Annotated in this window: 16 protein-coding genes; 10 read left to right on the top strand and 6 right to left on the bottom strand. The window is 70.7% G+C overall.

Going from position 1 to position 16,416, the window contains the following annotated elements:
- Both VFO68_RS19625 and VFO68_RS19630 read left to right on the top strand, forming a co-directional pair.
- Window positions 1-843, top strand: an 843-nt coding sequence (locus VFO68_RS19625; protein WP_325159783.1) for a helix-turn-helix transcriptional regulator, incomplete at its 5' end; no start/stop codon positions are given.
- Window positions 818-994: a DUF397 domain-containing protein gene (locus VFO68_RS19630; protein WP_325159784.1), complete on the top strand. Its 177-nt coding sequence runs from the start codon at window positions 818-820 to the stop codon at window positions 992-994. The genes VFO68_RS19625 and VFO68_RS19630, both read left to right, overlap by 26 nt.
- Before the next feature lie 3 nt (window positions 995-997).
- Here the strand turns inward: VFO68_RS19630 and VFO68_RS19635 are convergent, their stop codons facing one another.
- Window positions 998-1,270 (bottom strand): hypothetical protein, encoded by a 273-nt coding sequence (locus VFO68_RS19635; RefSeq protein ID WP_325159785.1) that lies wholly within the window; start codon window positions 1,268-1,270, stop codon window positions 998-1,000.
- A 46-nt stretch (window positions 1,271-1,316) separates the two neighbouring features.
- Here VFO68_RS19635 and VFO68_RS19640 point away from each other — a divergent pair, with 46 nt between their 5' ends.
- Together VFO68_RS19640 and VFO68_RS19645 are read left to right on the top strand one after the other, a co-directional pair.
- Window positions 1,317-2,045 carry a metallophosphoesterase gene (locus tag VFO68_RS19640; RefSeq protein ID WP_325159798.1) on the top strand — a complete coding sequence of 243 codons (729 nt, stop codon included), beginning with the start codon at window positions 1,317-1,319 and terminating at the stop codon, window positions 2,043-2,045.
- Window positions 2,042-2,521, top strand: a complete 480-nt coding sequence (locus tag VFO68_RS19645; protein ID WP_325159786.1) for a GNAT family N-acetyltransferase — start codon at window positions 2,042-2,044, stop codon at window positions 2,519-2,521. The genes VFO68_RS19640 and VFO68_RS19645 overlap by 4 nt, the downstream gene beginning before the upstream one ends.
- A 6-nt stretch (window positions 2,522-2,527) precedes the next feature.
- Here the strand turns inward: VFO68_RS19645 and VFO68_RS19650 are convergent, their stop codons facing one another.
- Window positions 2,528-3,082: a helix-turn-helix domain-containing protein gene (locus VFO68_RS19650; protein WP_325159787.1), complete on the bottom strand. Its 555-nt coding sequence runs from the start codon at window positions 3,080-3,082 to the stop codon at window positions 2,528-2,530.
- Window positions 3,083-3,210: 128 nt separating this feature from the next.
- Here VFO68_RS19650 and VFO68_RS19655 point away from each other — a divergent pair, with 128 nt between their 5' ends.
- The 4 genes from VFO68_RS19655 to VFO68_RS19670 all read left to right on the top strand — a co-directional run bounded on the left by VFO68_RS19655 (window position 3,211) and on the right by VFO68_RS19670 (window position 10,077).
- Window positions 3,211-5,382, top strand: coding sequence for an MMPL family transporter (locus tag VFO68_RS19655; RefSeq protein WP_325159788.1), 2,172 nt, complete (start codon window positions 3,211-3,213; stop codon window positions 5,380-5,382).
- A gap of 179 nt (window positions 5,383-5,561) precedes the next feature.
- Window positions 5,562-7,631: an AMP-binding protein gene (locus VFO68_RS19660; RefSeq protein ID WP_325159789.1), complete on the top strand. Its 2,070-nt coding sequence runs from the start codon at window positions 5,562-5,564 to the stop codon at window positions 7,629-7,631.
- A gap of 32 nt (window positions 7,632-7,663) precedes the next feature.
- Window positions 7,664-9,328 (top strand): apolipoprotein N-acyltransferase, encoded by a 1,665-nt coding sequence (gene lnt / locus VFO68_RS19665; RefSeq protein WP_325159790.1) that lies wholly within the window; start codon window positions 7,664-7,666, stop codon window positions 9,326-9,328.
- Window positions 9,325-10,077, top strand: coding sequence for a polyprenol monophosphomannose synthase (locus VFO68_RS19670; protein ID WP_325159791.1), 753 nt, complete (start codon window positions 9,325-9,327; stop codon window positions 10,075-10,077). The genes lnt and VFO68_RS19670 overlap by 4 nt, the downstream gene beginning before the upstream one ends.
- Here VFO68_RS19670 and VFO68_RS19675 read toward each other — a convergent pair.
- The 4 genes from VFO68_RS19675 to VFO68_RS19690 form a co-directional block, all read right to left on the bottom strand.
- Window positions 10,074-10,418 (bottom strand): RidA family protein, encoded by a 345-nt coding sequence (locus VFO68_RS19675; protein ID WP_325159792.1) that lies wholly within the window; start codon window positions 10,416-10,418, stop codon window positions 10,074-10,076. The genes VFO68_RS19670 and VFO68_RS19675 overlap by 4 nt on opposite strands.
- Before the next feature lie 141 nt (window positions 10,419-10,559).
- Window positions 10,560-10,904 carry an RNA polymerase-binding protein RbpA gene (locus tag VFO68_RS19680; RefSeq protein WP_325159793.1) on the bottom strand — a complete coding sequence of 115 codons (345 nt, stop codon included), beginning with the start codon at window positions 10,902-10,904 and terminating at the stop codon, window positions 10,560-10,562.
- Window positions 10,905-11,266: 362 nt separating this feature from the next.
- Window positions 11,267-12,691 (bottom strand): MFS transporter, encoded by a 1,425-nt coding sequence (locus VFO68_RS19685; protein ID WP_325159794.1) that lies wholly within the window; start codon window positions 12,689-12,691, stop codon window positions 11,267-11,269.
- A 64-nt stretch (window positions 12,692-12,755) separates the two neighbouring features.
- Complete coding sequence (locus VFO68_RS19690) at window positions 12,756-13,541, bottom strand: glycerophosphodiester phosphodiesterase (RefSeq protein WP_325159795.1); 786 nt, start codon at window positions 13,539-13,541, stop codon at window positions 12,756-12,758.
- 138 nt (window positions 13,542-13,679) lie between these two features.
- Between VFO68_RS19690 and VFO68_RS19695 the strand changes: the two genes are divergently transcribed.
- Window positions 13,680-14,054, top strand: coding sequence for a hypothetical protein (locus VFO68_RS19695; RefSeq protein WP_325159796.1), 375 nt, complete (start codon window positions 13,680-13,682; stop codon window positions 14,052-14,054).
- 63 nt (window positions 14,055-14,117) lie between these two features.
- On the top strand, window positions 14,118-15,803 hold the full coding sequence (locus tag VFO68_RS19700; protein WP_325159797.1) for a putative bifunctional diguanylate cyclase/phosphodiesterase: 1,686 nt from the start codon (window positions 14,118-14,120) through the stop codon (window positions 15,801-15,803).
- The last annotated feature ends 613 nt before the right edge of the window (window positions 15,804-16,416 follow it).

Below are 16,416 nucleotides of genomic sequence, written 5' to 3' on the forward strand. Positions count from 1 at the left end.
GAGCTGGGCGCCGAGTTGCGTAGGTATCGCGAGGCCGCCGGCCTCAGCGGCGCGCAGCTCGCCCACGACATCGGCTGGAGCCCCACGCGGATCTCCCGCATCGAGGCCGGGATGGTCGCGCTCTCCGAGGTCGACTTGATCCTCTACCTGGCCTTCTGCGGAACCTACCGCAGAGATCAAAGCCTGACCGCCCTCTATCACGACGCCGAACTGATGCTCGGCCACTGGCTCAGCCCACACGGGCCGGGCCTGGAGGACTCGGTGCGCTCACTCGTCTATCACGAGTCCACCGCGATCGCCTCGGTGAGCTATGAGCCGAACGTCGTGCCCGGCCTGCTCCAGACCGAGACGTACGCCCGGGCCATGATTCGCCGGGATCCTTGGCGAGCCGAGGAGAACGTCGAGTTCTGTGTGCGCGCCCGGCTGGAGCGTCAACATCTCCTGCGCCGCCAGGCCGCCGCGCGGTTCACCTTTTTCCTCCACGAGCACGCACTCCGACTAATGGTTGGAGATGCTGCCGCCATGCATGAACAACTCCTAGCCCTCATGCTGCTGGATGGCTTGCCACACATGGAGATTCGTGTCGTGCCAGCTGGGGAGGTTTTCGGCGGGGCCTTCCGGCTGCTGCATTACGCCCAGCACAAGCCGCTGGTCTACCTCTCCGCCCAATTCTCTGGGCTTTTCCTCGAAGACGAGGAGTACACCAGCGGCTACTGCCGGTTGGTGCCAGACATCGCCAACGCTGCCCTGAGTGGGCGAGAATCTCGGGAGTTCCTTGCCGTCCTGGCAAACGACCACGACCGAGGGAGCGTGCGTGATGAGGTGGAGGAAGAGCAGCTATAGCGAAGGTGGCAACACCGACTGCGTCGAGGTGGCGCTCAGCGACTCGGCTACGGCGGTTCGGGACTCCAAGGATCCGGCGGGACCGGTGCTGGGGTTCGGTGCGCCGGCTTGGCGGGGGTTGTTGGGGTGGTGTGGTTCCCGGCCGGCCTGAGGCTCAGTAGGGCACGTCCACGCCGACTTCGCGCAACCTGGCCACCACCATGGAGACGCACAGCTCCGGGGTGGCGGCCTCGGCGCGGACGAAGTCAGGCACGGGGCCGCCGCTCGCGATGAAGGTCCACGGGCGGCCGTCCTCCGCCAGGCGTACGGGGTCGACTTTGAGCAGGGCGTTGATTCCCTGCTCGGCGAGCCACTCCATGATGAGCAACGCCATGTCCCCAGGCGCGCTGTCCTGGCTGGTCTTCGGCCATCGGCCTTTGCCTGGCATGCCCTGACCTTAGGCCGGTGCGCAGGCGGCTAGCGTGGGGGACGTGATGGTTCTGGCGCATGTTTCGGACATTCATCTCGATCTGGGGGAGCGGGCCTTCGATCGGGCGCAGCGCGTGATGCGGTACCTGGCGGGCCTGCCGGGCGAGATTGCGGTGCTGGTGACCGGGGATCTGGCTGATCACGGTCTGCCTGCCGAGTACGAGCAGGTGCGCAAGGTGTTGACGGGGCCGCACGAGGTGCTGATCTGTCCCGGGAACCACGACGTGCGGGGCGCCTACCGGGAGGTGTTGCTGGAGGAGCCGGCGAGCGAGCGGCCGATCAACCGGGTGCACCGGGTGGGTGGGGTCAGCATCCTGATGTGCGACTCGACGATCCCGGGGCGCGACGACGGGTTACTCGACCGGGAGACGCTGGACTGGATCGACTCGACGCTGGGCGGGGGGCCGGATGGTCCGGCGTTGCTGTGCTTCCACCATCCGCCGCAGCCGCTGCACGTCCCGTGGCTCGACGAGATCCGCCAGCACGGCGAGCGGAACCTGGCGGCGATCCTCGAGCGGCACCCTCGGATCGCCGCGCTGCTGTGCGGGCACGCGCACACCCCGGCGGCCACCACCTTCGCCGGGCGGCCGCTGCTGGTCGCCCCCGGTGTGGTCAGCACGATCATGCTGCCGTGGGAGCACACCGACATCGACTACGACCTGCCGCCCGCCGTCGCCTTCCACATTCTCGACGACGATGGCCGGCTGACCACGCATTACCGGGTGATTCCGTGATCGTGCGACGGCTGGGGCCGGACGACTGGCGGGTCTGGCGGGAGGTGCGGCTGGCGTCGCTGGCCGACGCGCCCTATGCCTACGGGTCGACGCTGGCCCGGGAGCGGGAGTTCGACGAGGCGACCTGGCGCGCTCGGCTCGCCCCGGACAACGGCATGACCGCCGTCGCGGTGTCCGGACCGGACACGGTGGGAGCGATCGGCGCGTACACCCCGGGGACCGGCCAGGTGCAGCTGATCGCGGCGTGGGTGGCGCCCACCCTGCGCGGTCAGGGGGTGGGCGACGCGCTGGTGGCCGAGGTGCTGGCCTGGGCCCGGGAGCACGGCCACGACCGGGTCGAGCTGCGGGTCGCGGACGGCAACGACGCGGCCCGCAAGCTGTTCCTGCGCAACGGGTTCAGCCCGACCGGCGAGCGCGAGCCGCTGGAGAGCGACCCGACGGTCGGCACCGAGTACCTGGTCCGCACGTTGTCCTGAGCCCGGTCAACCGGGGGTGCCCAGGACGGTGATGGCCGCGTCGAGCAGGACGGCGCGCAACTCGTGGTCGGGAACCTCGGCGATCGTGGGACTCCAGCCGAGGGCGGAGCCGAGCACCTCGGTGGCGGCCACGGCGCGGATCCGGTCGGCGGTGGACGGGTGCGGTCCGGCCAGCCAGGTGTGCAGGCGCTGGGTGAGATCCATCAGGTCCTGGTAGAACGGACCGATCGCCTCGAACATGGCCGGCGCGTCCCTGCTGAACATCCCGGCGATGGCCCGGTGCCCGAGCAGCACGTCGAGGCAGTCGCCGAGGATCTGCGCGACGTTGGCCTCGGTGAGCGGCAGGCCGACCGTCCGGTCCGACACCGCCTTCCAGTTCTCGATCAGCGGCTCGATCAGCGCCATCAGCAGCGCCTGCTTGGACGGGTAGTGGTAGTACAGCGCGGCCTTGGTCATGCCGAGTTGCTCGGCGATCTCGCGCAGGCTGGTCTTCTCGTACCCGTGCCTGGAGAACAGCTCCACAGCGACGCCCCGAATGGCATCGCGCGTGTCACTGGCCACCAGCGCACCTCCTCGTGCTGAACATCTTCTCAGGTGCCCCACGCTACGTTTCGATCCGCACGTGCGGTACCGTTTGATCTTACTTACCGTGCGGCAAGTAAGTAGGCATCGTTGCGGGGAGGAACTCGATGTTCGAACGGTTGGCCCGATTTGTCGTCTACAACCCCTGGAAGGTGATCGCGGCCTGGGTGCTCGCCACCATCGCGATCGTGGCCTTCGCGCCCACGCTCAAGGACGTGACGGTCCAGGACCAGAGCAACTTCCTGCCCAGTGACTACGAGTCCGTGCAGGCCATCCAACTTGCCGAGCAGGCTTTCGGCCGCGGCAACGAGTCCAGCGCCACCATCGTGGTCAAGCGCGCCGACGACGCGCCGCTGTCCGAGGCCGACCAGGCCAAGGCCGCCGAGATCGCGCAGAAGGTGCAGGACGCCCGGATCGAGCGGGTCACCGCCGCGCTGACCGGCCCGCAGGCGGTCTCGCCCAACAAGAAGGTGCAGTTGGTCAGCGTCGGCCTGCAGGGCGTCGGGGACGACCCCAAGCTGCTCGAGGCGGTGACGAAGATCCGCGACGCCGCCCGGCCGGTGGTCGACGGCACCGGGCTGAAGATGTCGGTCACCGGGGACGTGGCGATGTTCGCCGACAACCAGGACGCCTTCGAGGACGCGTTCGTGATCGTCGGGTTCGCCACCATCGTGCTGATCATCGCGCTGCTGGCGTTGATGTACCGCAGCCCGGTCGCGGCGGTGCTGCCGGTGTTCACCGTCGGTCTGGTCACCGCGATCGCGCCCGGCCTGATCGCGTGGAGCGCCAAGGCGTTCAACTTCCAGGTGGACCAGTCGCTGCAGATCCTGCTGACCATCGTGCTGTACGGCATCGGCACCGACTACATCGTGTTCCTGCTGTTCCGCTACCGGGAACGGCTGCGCGCCGGCGAAGACCCGAAGTTGGCCCTGGTCAACGCGCTGACCCGGATCAGCGAGGTGATCGTCTCCGCGGCCGCCGCCATCATCATCGCGTTCAGCGCGCTGCTGCTGGCCGTCTTCGGCGGGTTCCGCAGCTTCGGCCCGGGCCTGTCGATCGCGGTGGCGCTGATGGCGCTCGCGGTGGTGACGCTCATCCCGGCCGTGGTGTCCCTGTTGGGCACCAAGGTGTTCTGGCCGTCGAAGTCCTGGCAGCGCACCCCGAAGGGGACGACCTTCCAGCGGTTGGGCAAGATCACCGGCCGCCGGCCCGGTCTGGTCGCGCTGGTCTCGGGTGGCCTGATGGTCGTGCTCGCGCTGGGCATGCTCGGGTTCAAGACCGACTACGACCAGTCCAGCCAGCTCCCGAGCGGAACCGAGTCCTCGGAAGGCTTCGCGGACCTGCAGTCCGGGTTCCCGGCCGGCGCGCTCAACCCGACCTCGGTCTACGTCCGCAGCGACAACGGCCGGGCGCTGGACGCCGACCAGCTTGCCCGGTTCGCCGGCGAGCTGGGCAAGGTGCCCGGCATCGGCGGGGTGATGCCCGGCCCGGACGGCAAGCCGGCCGCGCTCAACGACGACGGCACGGTGGCCAAGGTCGACCTGCTGCTGGCCAACCGGCCGTACACCTCCGAGGCGCTGGACCTGGTCGGGGACCGGTTGCGCACGGTCGCCCACGACGCCGCCCCGGACGGCACGACGGCCCTGGTCGGCGGATCGACGTCGATCTTCGCCGACGTCCGGGCGGCCAACAACCGGGACCTCGCGGTGATCTTCCCGGTGGCCGGCCTGCTCATCATGGTGATCCTGGGCCTGCTGCTGCGCAGCCTGGTCGCCCCGGTCTACCTGATGCTGGCCGTGGTGCTCGGGTTCTTCAGCACGCTGGGCGCCACGGTGATCGCGTTCGTGGGGCTGGGCGGGCAGGCCGGTGTGTCGTTCTCGCTGCCGATCATCCTGTACCTGTTCGTCGTGGCGATCGGCACCGACTACAACATCCTCATGATCGCGCGGTTGCGCGAGGAAGCCAGGGAGGGCAACGATCCGCACACCGCGGCCGACCTGGCCGTCGAGCACGGCGGCCCGTCGATCGGTGCGGCCGGGCTGATCCTGGCCGGGACGTTCGCCTCGATGCTGCTGGCCGGAATCTCGTTCCTGATGGAGATGGGCTTCGCGGTATCCATCGGCATCCTGATCTCGGCGTTCGTCATGGCGATGTTCCTGGTGCCCAGCATCACCGCGCTGCTGGGCCACAAGGCCTGGTGGCCGGGTCATGGTGACGAACCCGACAGCCCGCCGCCCGCCCCCAGTGCCGAGAAGGCCGAGCCGGTGGCGGCCGGCTGAGGTCAGCGCAGGTATGGGACCCGGGTCCGGCACTGCCGGACCCGGGTTTCCCGACGTGTTGCCCGCACACCATTTCCCACATGGTGGAACCCCGATCTTGCTCCGAATGGCGCAATCCTGCTAACAAACCCTGAACCGGGGCACCAATGATGGGGGACTGGCAACGGGACGGGGTCCGCATGTCTACGGAGCTGGTCGAGGTCGTCAAGCTGCTCGCCCACCCACCGGACGGCATCTGGGAGGTGCTGGGCGACCCGGGGCTGTACCCGAGGTTCGTCCGGGAGGTGACCTGGACCGAGCAGATCGGCTCGGGCGCCGTCGGCGCCGGAACCCGTTACCGCGTGCGGTACTCCGTCGACGGCGCGGGGACGGCGCAGGACGAGGTGGAGATCCTGGTCTACCGCCCCCGGGAACATCTGGTCCTGGTCAGCCCGCGCTGGCAGGGCGGCCACCTGTCGATCCGGTTCGCCGCCGCGCAGCGCGCCCGGACCGAGGTGCAGGTCACGCTGTCCATTCCGGACGTGCTGACCGCCGGCACCGGCCTGACCGGGTCGTGGTTGCGCCGGCGGGTCAAGGAGGCGCTGGGGCTCATCGACCACCATCTGTCCGGGCGGGCGCTGACCATGACCCGCACCGGGCTCGACCAGACCGCCCAGTCGCAGTCCTCGATGGCGGTCGCCACCACCCTGGTCCGTGCCGGGGTGCTCAAGCCCGGCCGCCCGGACAAGGTGCTCCGTCAGGTCAACGCGTTGGCCAAGTGGGGCATGACGATCGCGGGCGGATACCGGGCCAACGCCGTGCGGCACCCGGACCAGGTCGCCGTGATCGACGAGCGGCGCAGGCTGACCTTCGCCGAACTGGACCAGCGAACCACCAGGCTGGCCAACGGGTTGGCCGGCCTCGGGGTGCGCCAGGGCCGGCGGGTGGCGCTGATGTGCCGCAACCACGCGGGTTTCGTGGAGGCGGTGGTGGCCTGCGGCAAGCTCGGCGCGGACGTGCTGCTGCTCAACACCGGCCTGTCCGCCGACCAGGTCAAGGCGGTGATCACCGGGCACCGGCCGGCGGTGCTGCTCGGCGACGACGAGTTCGCGCCGCTGTTCTACCGCCTGCCGACCTCGCTGCCCTGGGTCTCCACCTGGAGCACCCAGGCCGGCGAGACCAGCATTCATAGCCTTATCGACAAATCGACATCTCGACAGCTCAAGCCGCCGGCCCTGGCCGGCAAGGTGATCGTGCTGACGTCCGGAACCACCGGCGCGCCCAAGGGCGCCAAGCGGCGCAACCCGCGCGGGTTCAGCACCGCCGCCGCGCTGCTGTCCCGGATCCCGCTGCGCGCGGGGGAGCGCACGCTGGTCGCCGCGCCGCTGTTCCACACCTGGGGCCTGGCCGCCCTGCAGCTCGGCATGGCGTTGCACGCGACCCTGGTGCTGCACCGCCGGTTCGACCCGGCGACCACGCTGGCCACGATCGACCGGGAACGCTGCACGTCGATGTTCGCGGTGCCGATCATGCTGCAACGCATCCTCGACCTGCCCGAACCGGCCCGCCGGCAGTACCGGACCTCGTCGCTGCGCGTGGTGGCGAGCAGCGGCTCGGCGCTGCCCGGGCCGTTCGTGACCGCGTTCCTGAACGCCTTCGGCGACGTGCTCTACAACCTCTACGGCTCGACCGAGGTGTCCTGGGCCAGCATCGCCGACCCGGCCGACCTGCGCGCCGCGCCCACCACGGCCGGCCGGTGCCCGATCGGCACCCGGGTGGGCATCCTCGACACGCGCGGCCGGCCGGTGCCGCCCGGCGTGGTCGGCCGCATCGCGGTCGGCAACGACATGCTGTTCGAGGGCTACACCAACGGCACCACCAGCGAGGTCCACGACCAGCTCATGGTCACCGGCGACATCGGCTACCTGGACGCCGACGGCCGGCTGTTCGTCTCCGGCCGGGACGACGACATGATCATCTCGGGTGGGGAGAACGTCTTCCCCCGACCGGTCGAGGAGCTGCTGCTGACCCTGCCGGGCGTGCTGGACGTGGCCGTGGTCGGAGTGCCGGACCGCGAGTTCGGCCAGCGGTTCGCCGCCTACATCGCGGTGCGGGAGGGCAGCCGGCTCGACGCCACGACGGTGCGCAACTACGTGCACGACCACCTGCCCCGCTTCGCCGTGCCCCGCGACGTGGTCTTCCTCGACGACCTGCCGCGCAACGCCACCGGCAAGGTGGTCAAGCGGCTGCTCAGCGCCGAGGAGGAGTGAGCGCCCGCCGGGCCGGCACGTAACCTGGGCAGGTGGCAGCCCCCACGGTGTCGTCCGAGCCGGACGCTCCCCTCGACCCTCCTGCCGGCGACGCGCGACCGCGCCGTGCCGTGCCGGTCCTGCTGCGCTGCCTGCTCGCCTGCGCCGCCGGCGCGCTGCTCTATCTCGCGATCCCGCCCCGCCCGACCTGGTGGCTCGCGCCGCTCGGGTTCGCCGTGCTCGGCCTGGTGCTGCGCTCGACCACCCGGGCCCGCGCCGGGTTCGGTTACGGCCTGCTCGCCGGTATGGCCTATTTCACCCCGCTGCTGGCCTGGACCGGCGAGTTCGTCGGCCCGGTCGCCTGGCTTCCGCTCAGCGCGGCCGAGTCGGTGTTCGTCGGCCTGGCCTGCGCCGCCATCGTGCTGGTGTCGGCGCTGCCCGGCGCGCCACTGTGGGCCGCGCTGATCTGGGTGTGCGGCGAGGCGCTGCGCTCGGTGGTGCCGTTCGGCGGCTTCCCCTGGGGCAAGATCGCGTTCGGCCAGCCGGACGGGCTCTACCTGCCGCTGGCCGCGGTGGGCGGCGCCCCGCTGATCGGCTTCGCCGTGGCCCTGACCGGGTTCGGCGCCGCCGAACTGGTGCACCGGCTGCGTGCCGGCCAGCGGTCCGGACGCCGGCTCGCCGGCCCGGCCGTCGCGCTGGTGCTGCCGCTGCTGGCCGGGCTCGCCGCCATCCCGCTGGTGTCCACCGCGCCGGACGCCGGCGAGGTCACCGTCGCGGCGATCCAGGGCAACGTGCCGCGGGCCGGCCTGGACTTCAACGCCCAGCGCCGGGCCGTGCTGGACAACCACGCCCGGCGCACCGAACAGCTTGCCGACGACGTGCGTGCCGGCCGGGCGGCACAACCGGATCTGGTGATCTGGCCGGAGAACTCCTCCGACATCGACCCGCTGCGCAACGCCGACGCGCGCGCGGTGATCGACCGGGCGGCCCGGGCGATCGGGGTGCCGATCGTGGTCGGCGGCGTCATGCAGGGCGCCGACCGGCTGCCGCGCAACACGATGATCCTGTGGGACCCGCAGCGCGGCCCGGTCGACTACTACACCAAGCGCCAGCTCCAGCCGTTCGGCGAGACCATGCCGTACCGGTCGTTCTTCCGCCTGTTCACCAAGGAGGTCGACCGGGCCGGCCGGTTCGTGCCGGGGGACACGCCGACCGTGTTCAACGCCGGCGGAGCCCGGCTGGCCATGGCGACCTGCTACGAGGTGGCCTTCGACGGCCTGGTGCGTGAGAACGTGGAAAACGGCTCCAACCTGCTCGCGGTGCCGACCAACAACGCCACGTTCGGTTACACCGAGATGACCTACCAGCAGCTGGCCATGGACCGGGTCCGGGCCGTGGAGCACGGCCGGGCGGTGGTGGTCGCGGCCACCAGCGGGGTCAGCGCGATCGTGCGGCCGGACGGCTCGGTCAGCCAGCGGACCGGCATGTTCACGCCCGGTGCCCTGGTCGAGCGCGTGCCGCTGAAGGCAACGACTACGCTGTCAGATCGACTCGGCGCACTGCCCGAGTGGGTGATGGTCGTCGCCGGGCTGGCCGCACTGGCCGTCGCGCTCGTCGTGCGGCGCCGTCACCCCCGGAGCAGTCGCCCCCGGAGCAGTCGCAACGAAACAACGGTCGGGGACCGGCGCGCAGGCGCCGACAAGGAGGAACACGAATGACGGACGCGCTCGAGCCGGTGCTGGTGGTGATCCCCACCTACAACGAGCGGGAGAACCTGCCGAAGGCGGTCACCCGGCTGCACGCGGCCCTGCCGAACGCGCACGTCCTGGTGGTCGACGACGGCAGCCCGGACGGCACCGGCGAGGTGGCCGACAAGCTGGCGGCTTCCGACGAGCGGGTGCACGTGCTGCACCGCTCCGGCAAGGGCGGTCTGGGCACCGCCTACGTGGCCGGCTTCAACTGGGGCATCGAGCACGACTACGCCGTGCTGGTGGAGATGGACGCCGACGGCTCGCACGCCCCCGAGGACCTGCCCCGGATGCTCGACGCGCTGACCGACGCCGACCTGGTGATCGGCTCCCGGTACGTGCCGGGCGGCACGGTGGTCAACTGGCCCAAGCACCGCGAGTTCTTCTCCCGCGGCGCGAACCTGTACTCGCGGATCGCGCTCGGCGCGCGGATCAAGGACATCACCGCCGGGTACCGGGCCTACCGCCGTGAGGTCCTGGAGAAGCTCAAGCTCGGCAACGTGGCCTCGCAGGGCTACTGCTTCCAGATCGACCTGGCGTTACGGACCGTCGAGGCCGGGTTCACCGTGGTCGAGGTGCCCATCACCTTCACCGAGCGGGAGATCGGCGAGTCGAAGATGAGCGGCCCCATCGTCCGCGAGGCGCTGATCCGGGTCACCAAGTGGGGCCTGCGCCGGCGCGCCCACCAGGTGCGCTCGCTGGTGCGCCCGAAGAGCTAACCGAGGTCGGCCACCGCGTCGATCTCGACCAGGAACCGCTCGTCGACCAGCCCGCTGATCTCGACCAGGGTCGCGGTCGGGCGTGGCTCGGGCAGCCGTTCGAGCAGGGCCGCGCGGACCGCGTCGAGGTCGGCGAGGTCACGCAGGTAGTAGGTGAGCTTGACGACCTGCGGCCAGCCGGCGCCGTGCTCGGCCAGCAGGGCCGCGATCTTGTCCAGCACCACCCGGGTCTGCGGTCCGGCGCCCGGCGGCACCTGGCCGCCGGGCATCGCCGGGGTCTGACCGGCCACGAACAACAACGGGCCTTGGGCAACCCGGGTCATCGAGTACACGCTCGCCATGACGATCATTGTCCGTGATCCGGACGCCCCTTCCGCAGCGTGATCCGCGTTCAAGTTGGCGGGTGCGCGTCGTTCTGCGGGTGGGTGCAGAAAGACGGCCGCCCGGCGGGACCCGGGCGGCCGTCGGCTCAGCGCCGTTCCTCAGGCGGAACGGCTGCGTCGACCCTTCAGCTCCTGCAGGCGCTCGGAGAGCAGGTCCTCGAGCTCGGGAATCGACCGGCGCTCGAGCAGCATGTCCCAGTGCGTGCGCGGCGGCTTGCTCTTCTTCGGCTCCGGCTCGGACCCGTCGATCATCTTCGACTCGGTGCCGTGCAAGCGGCATTCCCACACCGAGGGAACCTCGGCGTCATCGGAGAAGGGAACCTCGAATTCGTGGCCCTTCGGGCAGGCGTAGCGTACTGTTCGACGCGGTGCGAGGTCGTGATTACGGTCAGTCTCATAACTGACCGCGCCAAGCCGGCTTCCCCGGAGAACTCTGTCGGCCATGGCGGTTCCTTTCGTTAGGCTCGTCGCCGAGCCAGGGCGGCGCTCACCTAGAGCAACGGCACAAGCGGCCCGTTCGTTCCCGCCTGCCGAAGTATCGTTGCTCAGGGTGACATGTTTCACCCCTCAACAACAGCTTCCTCCTTTCGGACAGAGTTTGCTCATCATCGTGACGCAGCTTCGAGCAATCAGCAGGCGGACATCCTCCGCATGGGGGATGACATTCGGCAGGATGGCTGCTCCGGTGTGTCCCACGTCGCATCTTCGCCGGTAGATCGGCTGGTGGGCGCGGGTGGGGGACCGAAGCCGCTCACGGAACGTAGCAGCCCCGGTGATCCGGCATCGGGCCTACGGAAGGTCGCTTTTCACAACACCGCCGGCTCGGGGTTGCCGACCGCCCGGATCGCCCGGCGCACCGGCACGAAGTACATCAGCACCAGCCCGGCGAAGAAGAAGACCACCAGCGAGATGATCGCCGGCCGGTAGGAGCCGGTGATCTGCGCCATCGCGGCGAACAGCAGTGGACCCATCCACGACGTCGCCCGCTCGCCGACCTCGTACACCGAGAAGTACTGGGCCTCCTTGCCGCGCGGCACCATCTGGCTGAACAGCGACCGGGACAGCGCGTTGGTGCCGCCGAGCACCAGGCCGATGCCCGCGGCCAGCGCGTAGAACTGCAGCGGTTCGCCGGCCGGCACGAAGTAGGCCGCACCGATCACCACGACCCACACGCACAGGCTGAGCATGATCGTCTTCTTGGCGCCGAGCCGCCGGGCCACCAGACCGTGCAGCACCCCGCCGAAGAAGGCCACGAACTGCACGATCAGGATGGTGGTGATCAGCACGTCGGCGGCGAACCCCAACTCCTCGCTGCCGTACTGCGCCGAGACGTTGGCGACCGTGGCGATGCCGTCGGTGTAGATCAGGTACGTGCCCAGGAAGGCCAGGGTGAGCGGGTAGGCCCGGGCGGCCTTCAGGGTGTCCCGCAGTTCGCGGAACCCGGCGGTGACCACCGAACCGCCGTGCTCGGCGCCGTGCGGAGGCTGGTGCTGGCGCAGCCGGCGCAGCGGGATCAGGGTGAACGCCGCCCACCACACGCCGGACATCAGGAACGCCAGGCGCGCCGCGTCACCCTCGGAGACGCCCAGATCCTCGCGGTAGAGGTAGATCACCAACTGCAGCAGCAGGCACAGGACGCTGCCCAGGTAGCCGAACGCCCAGCCGCGGGTGCTCAGCCCGTCCCGCTCGTCGGCCGTGGCGATGTCCGGGATGAACGAGTAGTAGATCGCCACCGAGGTGCCGTAGCCGACGTTGGCCAGCACGAACAGCAGCACGCCCAGGCCCCAGTTGGACCCGGCGACCAGCGCCATCAGGGCGGTCGCGGTGGCCCCGCCGAAGGCGAAGATGCCGAGCATGCGCTTCTTGTTCTGGGTCCGGTCGGCGATGGCGCCCATCAGCGGCACGACCAGCACCTGGATCACGGTGGCGAAGGCGAGCAGGTAGCCCCATAAGGAACCGGCCGGCAGATGCACCCCGAGCACGCTGATGTCGCAGTCGCGCAGCTTGTCCCGGTTGCCCTCGGCGTCCATCGGGCAGGCGTTGGGACCGTTGTGCGCGGTGTCGGCCATCGCCGCCTGGGCCGCGACCGCGGTCAGGTACAGCGCGCCGAACACCGTCGTCACCGAGGTCGGCAGCACCGAGTTGGCCCAGTCGTACCAGACCCAACCGGTCTGCTCCCGCCGGCGCTGCGCCGCGTCCTCCGCGGTCCGCTCGCCGTCCACCACACTCATGCCGACCTCCACGCGCGCCATCCCGGCCCACCGCCGGCACGCGGACTGTACTTGCCGCCGTGCCCTAGTGAGAGGAGGCCCACACCCCACGCTCGACCAGGACATCGCGCAGCACCCCGGGGCGGTCGGTCATGATCCCGTCCACGCCGAGGTCGAGCAGTTCGTGCATGCGCGGCGCGTCGTCGATGGTCCACACGTGCACCTCGATGCCGCGCCGGCGGGCAGTGGCGATCAGCCGCTTGTCCACCACCGTGAGCCGGCCCTGGCGCACCGGCACCTGGGCGAGGCGCACGCGCCCGGTGTTGCGGAACAACACCGCGGGCAGCCGCCCGGACATCCACAACCGGGCGATCGCTCCGGTGCCCATCGAGGTGAGCACGTCCGGGCCGGCCAGCCGGCGCACCCGGGCCAGCCGCGCCTCGGAGAAGGACGCCACACACACCCGGTGCAGTGCCCCGGCCCGGCGCAGTGTGTCCACCAGCGGCCCAACGGCGGCGTCGGTCTTCACGTCGATGTTGAGCAGCGCCCCGGGCAGTTCCTCCAGCAGGTCGGTCAGCCGCGCGACCGGCTCCCGGCCGCCGATCCGCGCCTGGCGCACGGTGCTCCAGGGGAGTGCCGCGATCGGCCCCGAACCGTCCGTGGTCCGGTCCAGCGCCGCGTCGTGGTGCACCACCACGACACCGTCGCTGGTGGCGTGCACATCGGTCTCCAGGTAGCGGTAACCCTCGGCGACCGCGCGGCGGAACGCGGTCAGCGAGTTCTCCATGCCGTCCAGGTCGTCGGCATGCCAGCCCCGGTGGACGAACGCGCGCGGATACGGGCCGGCGAGAAAGGCGTGGTCCACCGTCATGGGGTCGAGTCTGCCTGACCGGCGGGACCCGCGGGTGCATGCGCGGTGTCGGCCGAGTGTCGCTCGCCGGCTCGCTGTTGGACCGGGCGGCGGCGTGGCGGCACCCGGCCCGCCTCGGCGAGGTTGTAACTTTCCGTCATGGCGGCACTGTTCGATCCCCCCGCGGGTTTCCGGCGACCCCTACCGGCCCGGCACTGCGGCTGGTGCGGCGCCCGGCTGGCCGACGACGGCCGGGCCGGCGGGAAGGTCGGCCGGCCCCGGCGGTACTGCGCCCAGGCCTGCCGGCAGCGGGCCTACGAGCGGCGCGCGGCGGTCCAGCGCGGCGGGCTGCCCGAGGACGCCGTGGTGCTGTCCCCGACCGAGCTCGCTGACCTGCAAGATCGGCTGTTCCAGTTGCGCTGTGCGGCGGAGGACGTCGCCACCGCGGCTGGGGACGGCGCCGGTCCGGGTGAGCTGCGCGACCTCGCCGCGCACGTGATCAAGACTGCGGCCGACCTTGAGCGGCTGCGCTGACCTGTGTTTGTCCAGTAGCCTCTCCTGCACATCGTGGTGTCGACGACGGCCAAGGGTGACCGCATGAGCACTGACAGCCCCGCGCTGGCTGAGGTGCTGGACGCGACGGACGCCGCGTTCGCGGTCACCGACCAGCGGGGCCGGGTCCGCTGGCTGAACCGGGTCATGGCCCAGCTGGTCGGGCTCACCGCCGAGCAGGGCGTCGACCGGTCGCTGCCCGCGCTGCTTCCCGGCGCTCCCGAGGCGCCGCACCCCGGGGTCGTCGTCCCGTTCCGCCCGAGTGGCACCGACGGTGTCGAGGACGAGCCGGCCTGGCTGGACATCCGGTGCACGGCGCTGACCGAGGGGCGGCTGCTCTACCGGGTCATCGACATCACCTGCTGGCGGAGCCAGGAGGACGGCGGGGACCTGCGCACCGACCTGCTGCGGATGGCCGAGGAGGACCCGCTCACCGGGCTGCCCAACCGGCGGACCCTGACCCGGGCGCTCGAGCACCAGCTGGCGCTCGGCGGACCCGGCGCGCTGCTGCTGCTCGACCTGGACAACTTCAAGGACATCAACGACCTGCGCGGGCACCCGGCCGGCGACCGGGTGATGGCCATGCTGGCCAACGTGCTGCGCGAACGGCTCAGCGACGGGCAGACCCTCGGCCGGCTCGGCGGCGACGAGTTCGCCGTGGTGCTGCCGGGTGCCGACGAGGAGCAGGCCCTCGAGGTGGCCGACCGGCTGCGCACCGCCATCGCGACGGTTCCGCTGGTCGGCGGGGCCAACTCGACGAGCACGACGGTCAGCGCCGGCGTGGCCCAGTTCGATTCGGGGGAGAGCTGGCAGGCCGTGCTCGCCAACGCCGACCTGGCGCTGTACGCGTCGAAGGCGGCCGGCCGCAACCGGGTGACCGTGTACGAGCAGGGCCACTACATGGACACCGCGCTGCGGGTGACGGTGCTCGACCGGGTCCGGGCGGCGTTGCACAACGGGCACCTCGCGCTGCACGCGATGCCGATGGTGAAGCTGGGCAGCGGGCGCGTCGTCGGGCACGAGTTGTTGCTGCGGCTGGAGGACGACCGGCTGCCCGGGCTGGGGCCGGGGGAGTTCCTGCCCGCCGCCGAGCGGGGCGACCTGGTGTTGGACATCGACCGGTGGGTCGCGGGCACCGCGATCGACGCGCTGGTCGACCACCCGTATCCGGGGCTGCGGTTCAACATCAACGTGTCCGGCCGCACGCTGGAGGACGAGGACTTCGGCGGGTTCGTGCTGGACCGGCTGGCCGCCGCCGGGGTCGCGCCCGGCCGGCTCGGCTTCGAGATCACCGAGACCGCGGCGGTGACCAACCTGGACGCCGCGCGCAGCCTCGCGCAACGCCTGCGCGCCAACGGATGCCGGATCTCGCTGGACGACTTCGGCGCCGGCTTCGGCTCGTTCGTCCACTTGAAACAGTTACCGATCACCGGCGTCAAGATCGACGGCGAGTTCGTCCGGGGCATCGACTACGGCAGCCGGGACACCGTGCTGGTACAGGGAATCGTCGACATCGCGCGCGGCCTCGGGCTGTCCGTCGTGGCCGAGTGGGTGGAACGCTCGTCCCAGGTCGACGCGCTGGCCCGGCTCGGCGTCCGGGTCGCCCAGGGCTTCCACCTCGGCCGCCCGGAACCGCTCGCCGACCTGCTGGCCCGCCCGCAGGGCTCCTGGATGCGCCGGCCTCAGGTCATCCCCGAACCGGACGGACACGCGGCCAATTCGTCACAGTGACGAAAGTGACGTAAGTGGGGGCAGGACCGCCCCGGGTGCAGTGGGGAAGGCTTTAGGCCAGAGTCCGCACGCGGTCGAGGACGATCCCGGTCCGCCGTTCCACGGTGTCCTGTCTCGTCGTGGTTGACGCGTGAGCCTATCGTTGACCTGGGCTGCGCCAGGTCCATTGAGACCGTGCGGCCTGTTGTGTCTCAGCGGAACTGGCGCGATCGGAATGGTTGGGGTCCTCCCGCTGCCCCGCAGGCCGCCTGCGGCGGGCGAACGCCTCGGCGTCCAGGGCGAGCCGCGGACGGATCCGGGCGTGGTCGAAGACCACGTCGCCTGCCGGGTCACCGGGCTCCGGTGGGGAACGATCACCGGCCCAGCCAGCCGAACTGGCCCGCGATCCCGCTTCGGGGTCGGGCGGGGAGCAGTGCCATGCCGTCCCGGTACACCTCGTCCACTCGCGCGAACAGCTCGGCGGGAAACGGGCCGCCTCGCTTGCCGGCAGCCAGGGCAACATCCGGACCGCGTCGACCACTGCGCATTCGTCGGCTTACCGGTGCGGGCAGTTCGGAACCTCGTGATTATCACGTGCGCGGATACCCCTACTCGGCTGAGAGATCGCCTATAC

It is taken from the genome of Actinophytocola sp. (assembly GCF_035712165.1).
Lineage (GTDB): Bacteria > Actinomycetota > Actinomycetes > Mycobacteriales > Pseudonocardiaceae > DASYTH01.

Excerpts from the sequence above, each read along its gene's own strand:
- VFO68_RS19630 (WP_325159784.1), top strand. The coding sequence starts at position 818 with ATGAGGTGGAGGAAGAGCAGCTATAGCGAAGGTGGCAACACCGACTGC.
- VFO68_RS19635 (WP_325159785.1), bottom strand. The coding sequence starts at position 1,270 with ATGCCAGGCAAAGGCCGATGGCCGAAGACCAGCCAGGACAGCGCGCCT.
- VFO68_RS19640 (WP_325159798.1), top strand. The coding sequence starts at position 1,317 with ATGGTTCTGGCGCATGTTTCGGACATTCATCTCGATCTGGGGGAGCGG.
- VFO68_RS19655 (WP_325159788.1), top strand. The coding sequence starts at position 3,211 with ATGTTCGAACGGTTGGCCCGATTTGTCGTCTACAACCCCTGGAAGGTG.
- VFO68_RS19660 (WP_325159789.1), top strand. The coding sequence starts at position 5,562 with ATGTCTACGGAGCTGGTCGAGGTCGTCAAGCTGCTCGCCCACCCACCG.
- VFO68_RS19670 (WP_325159791.1), top strand. The coding sequence starts at position 9,325 with ATGACGGACGCGCTCGAGCCGGTGCTGGTGGTGATCCCCACCTACAAC.
- VFO68_RS19675 (WP_325159792.1), bottom strand. The coding sequence starts at position 10,418 with ATGGCGAGCGTGTACTCGATGACCCGGGTTGCCCAAGGCCCGTTGTTG.
- VFO68_RS19680 (WP_325159793.1), bottom strand. The coding sequence starts at position 10,904 with ATGGCCGACAGAGTTCTCCGGGGAAGCCGGCTTGGCGCGGTCAGTTAT.
- VFO68_RS19685 (WP_325159794.1), bottom strand. The coding sequence starts at position 12,691 with ATGAGTGTGGTGGACGGCGAGCGGACCGCGGAGGACGCGGCGCAGCGC.
- VFO68_RS19690 (WP_325159795.1), bottom strand. The coding sequence starts at position 13,541 with ATGACGGTGGACCACGCCTTTCTCGCCGGCCCGTATCCGCGCGCGTTC.
- VFO68_RS19695 (WP_325159796.1), top strand. The coding sequence starts at position 13,680 with ATGGCGGCACTGTTCGATCCCCCCGCGGGTTTCCGGCGACCCCTACCG.
- VFO68_RS19700 (WP_325159797.1), top strand. The coding sequence starts at position 14,118 with ATGAGCACTGACAGCCCCGCGCTGGCTGAGGTGCTGGACGCGACGGAC.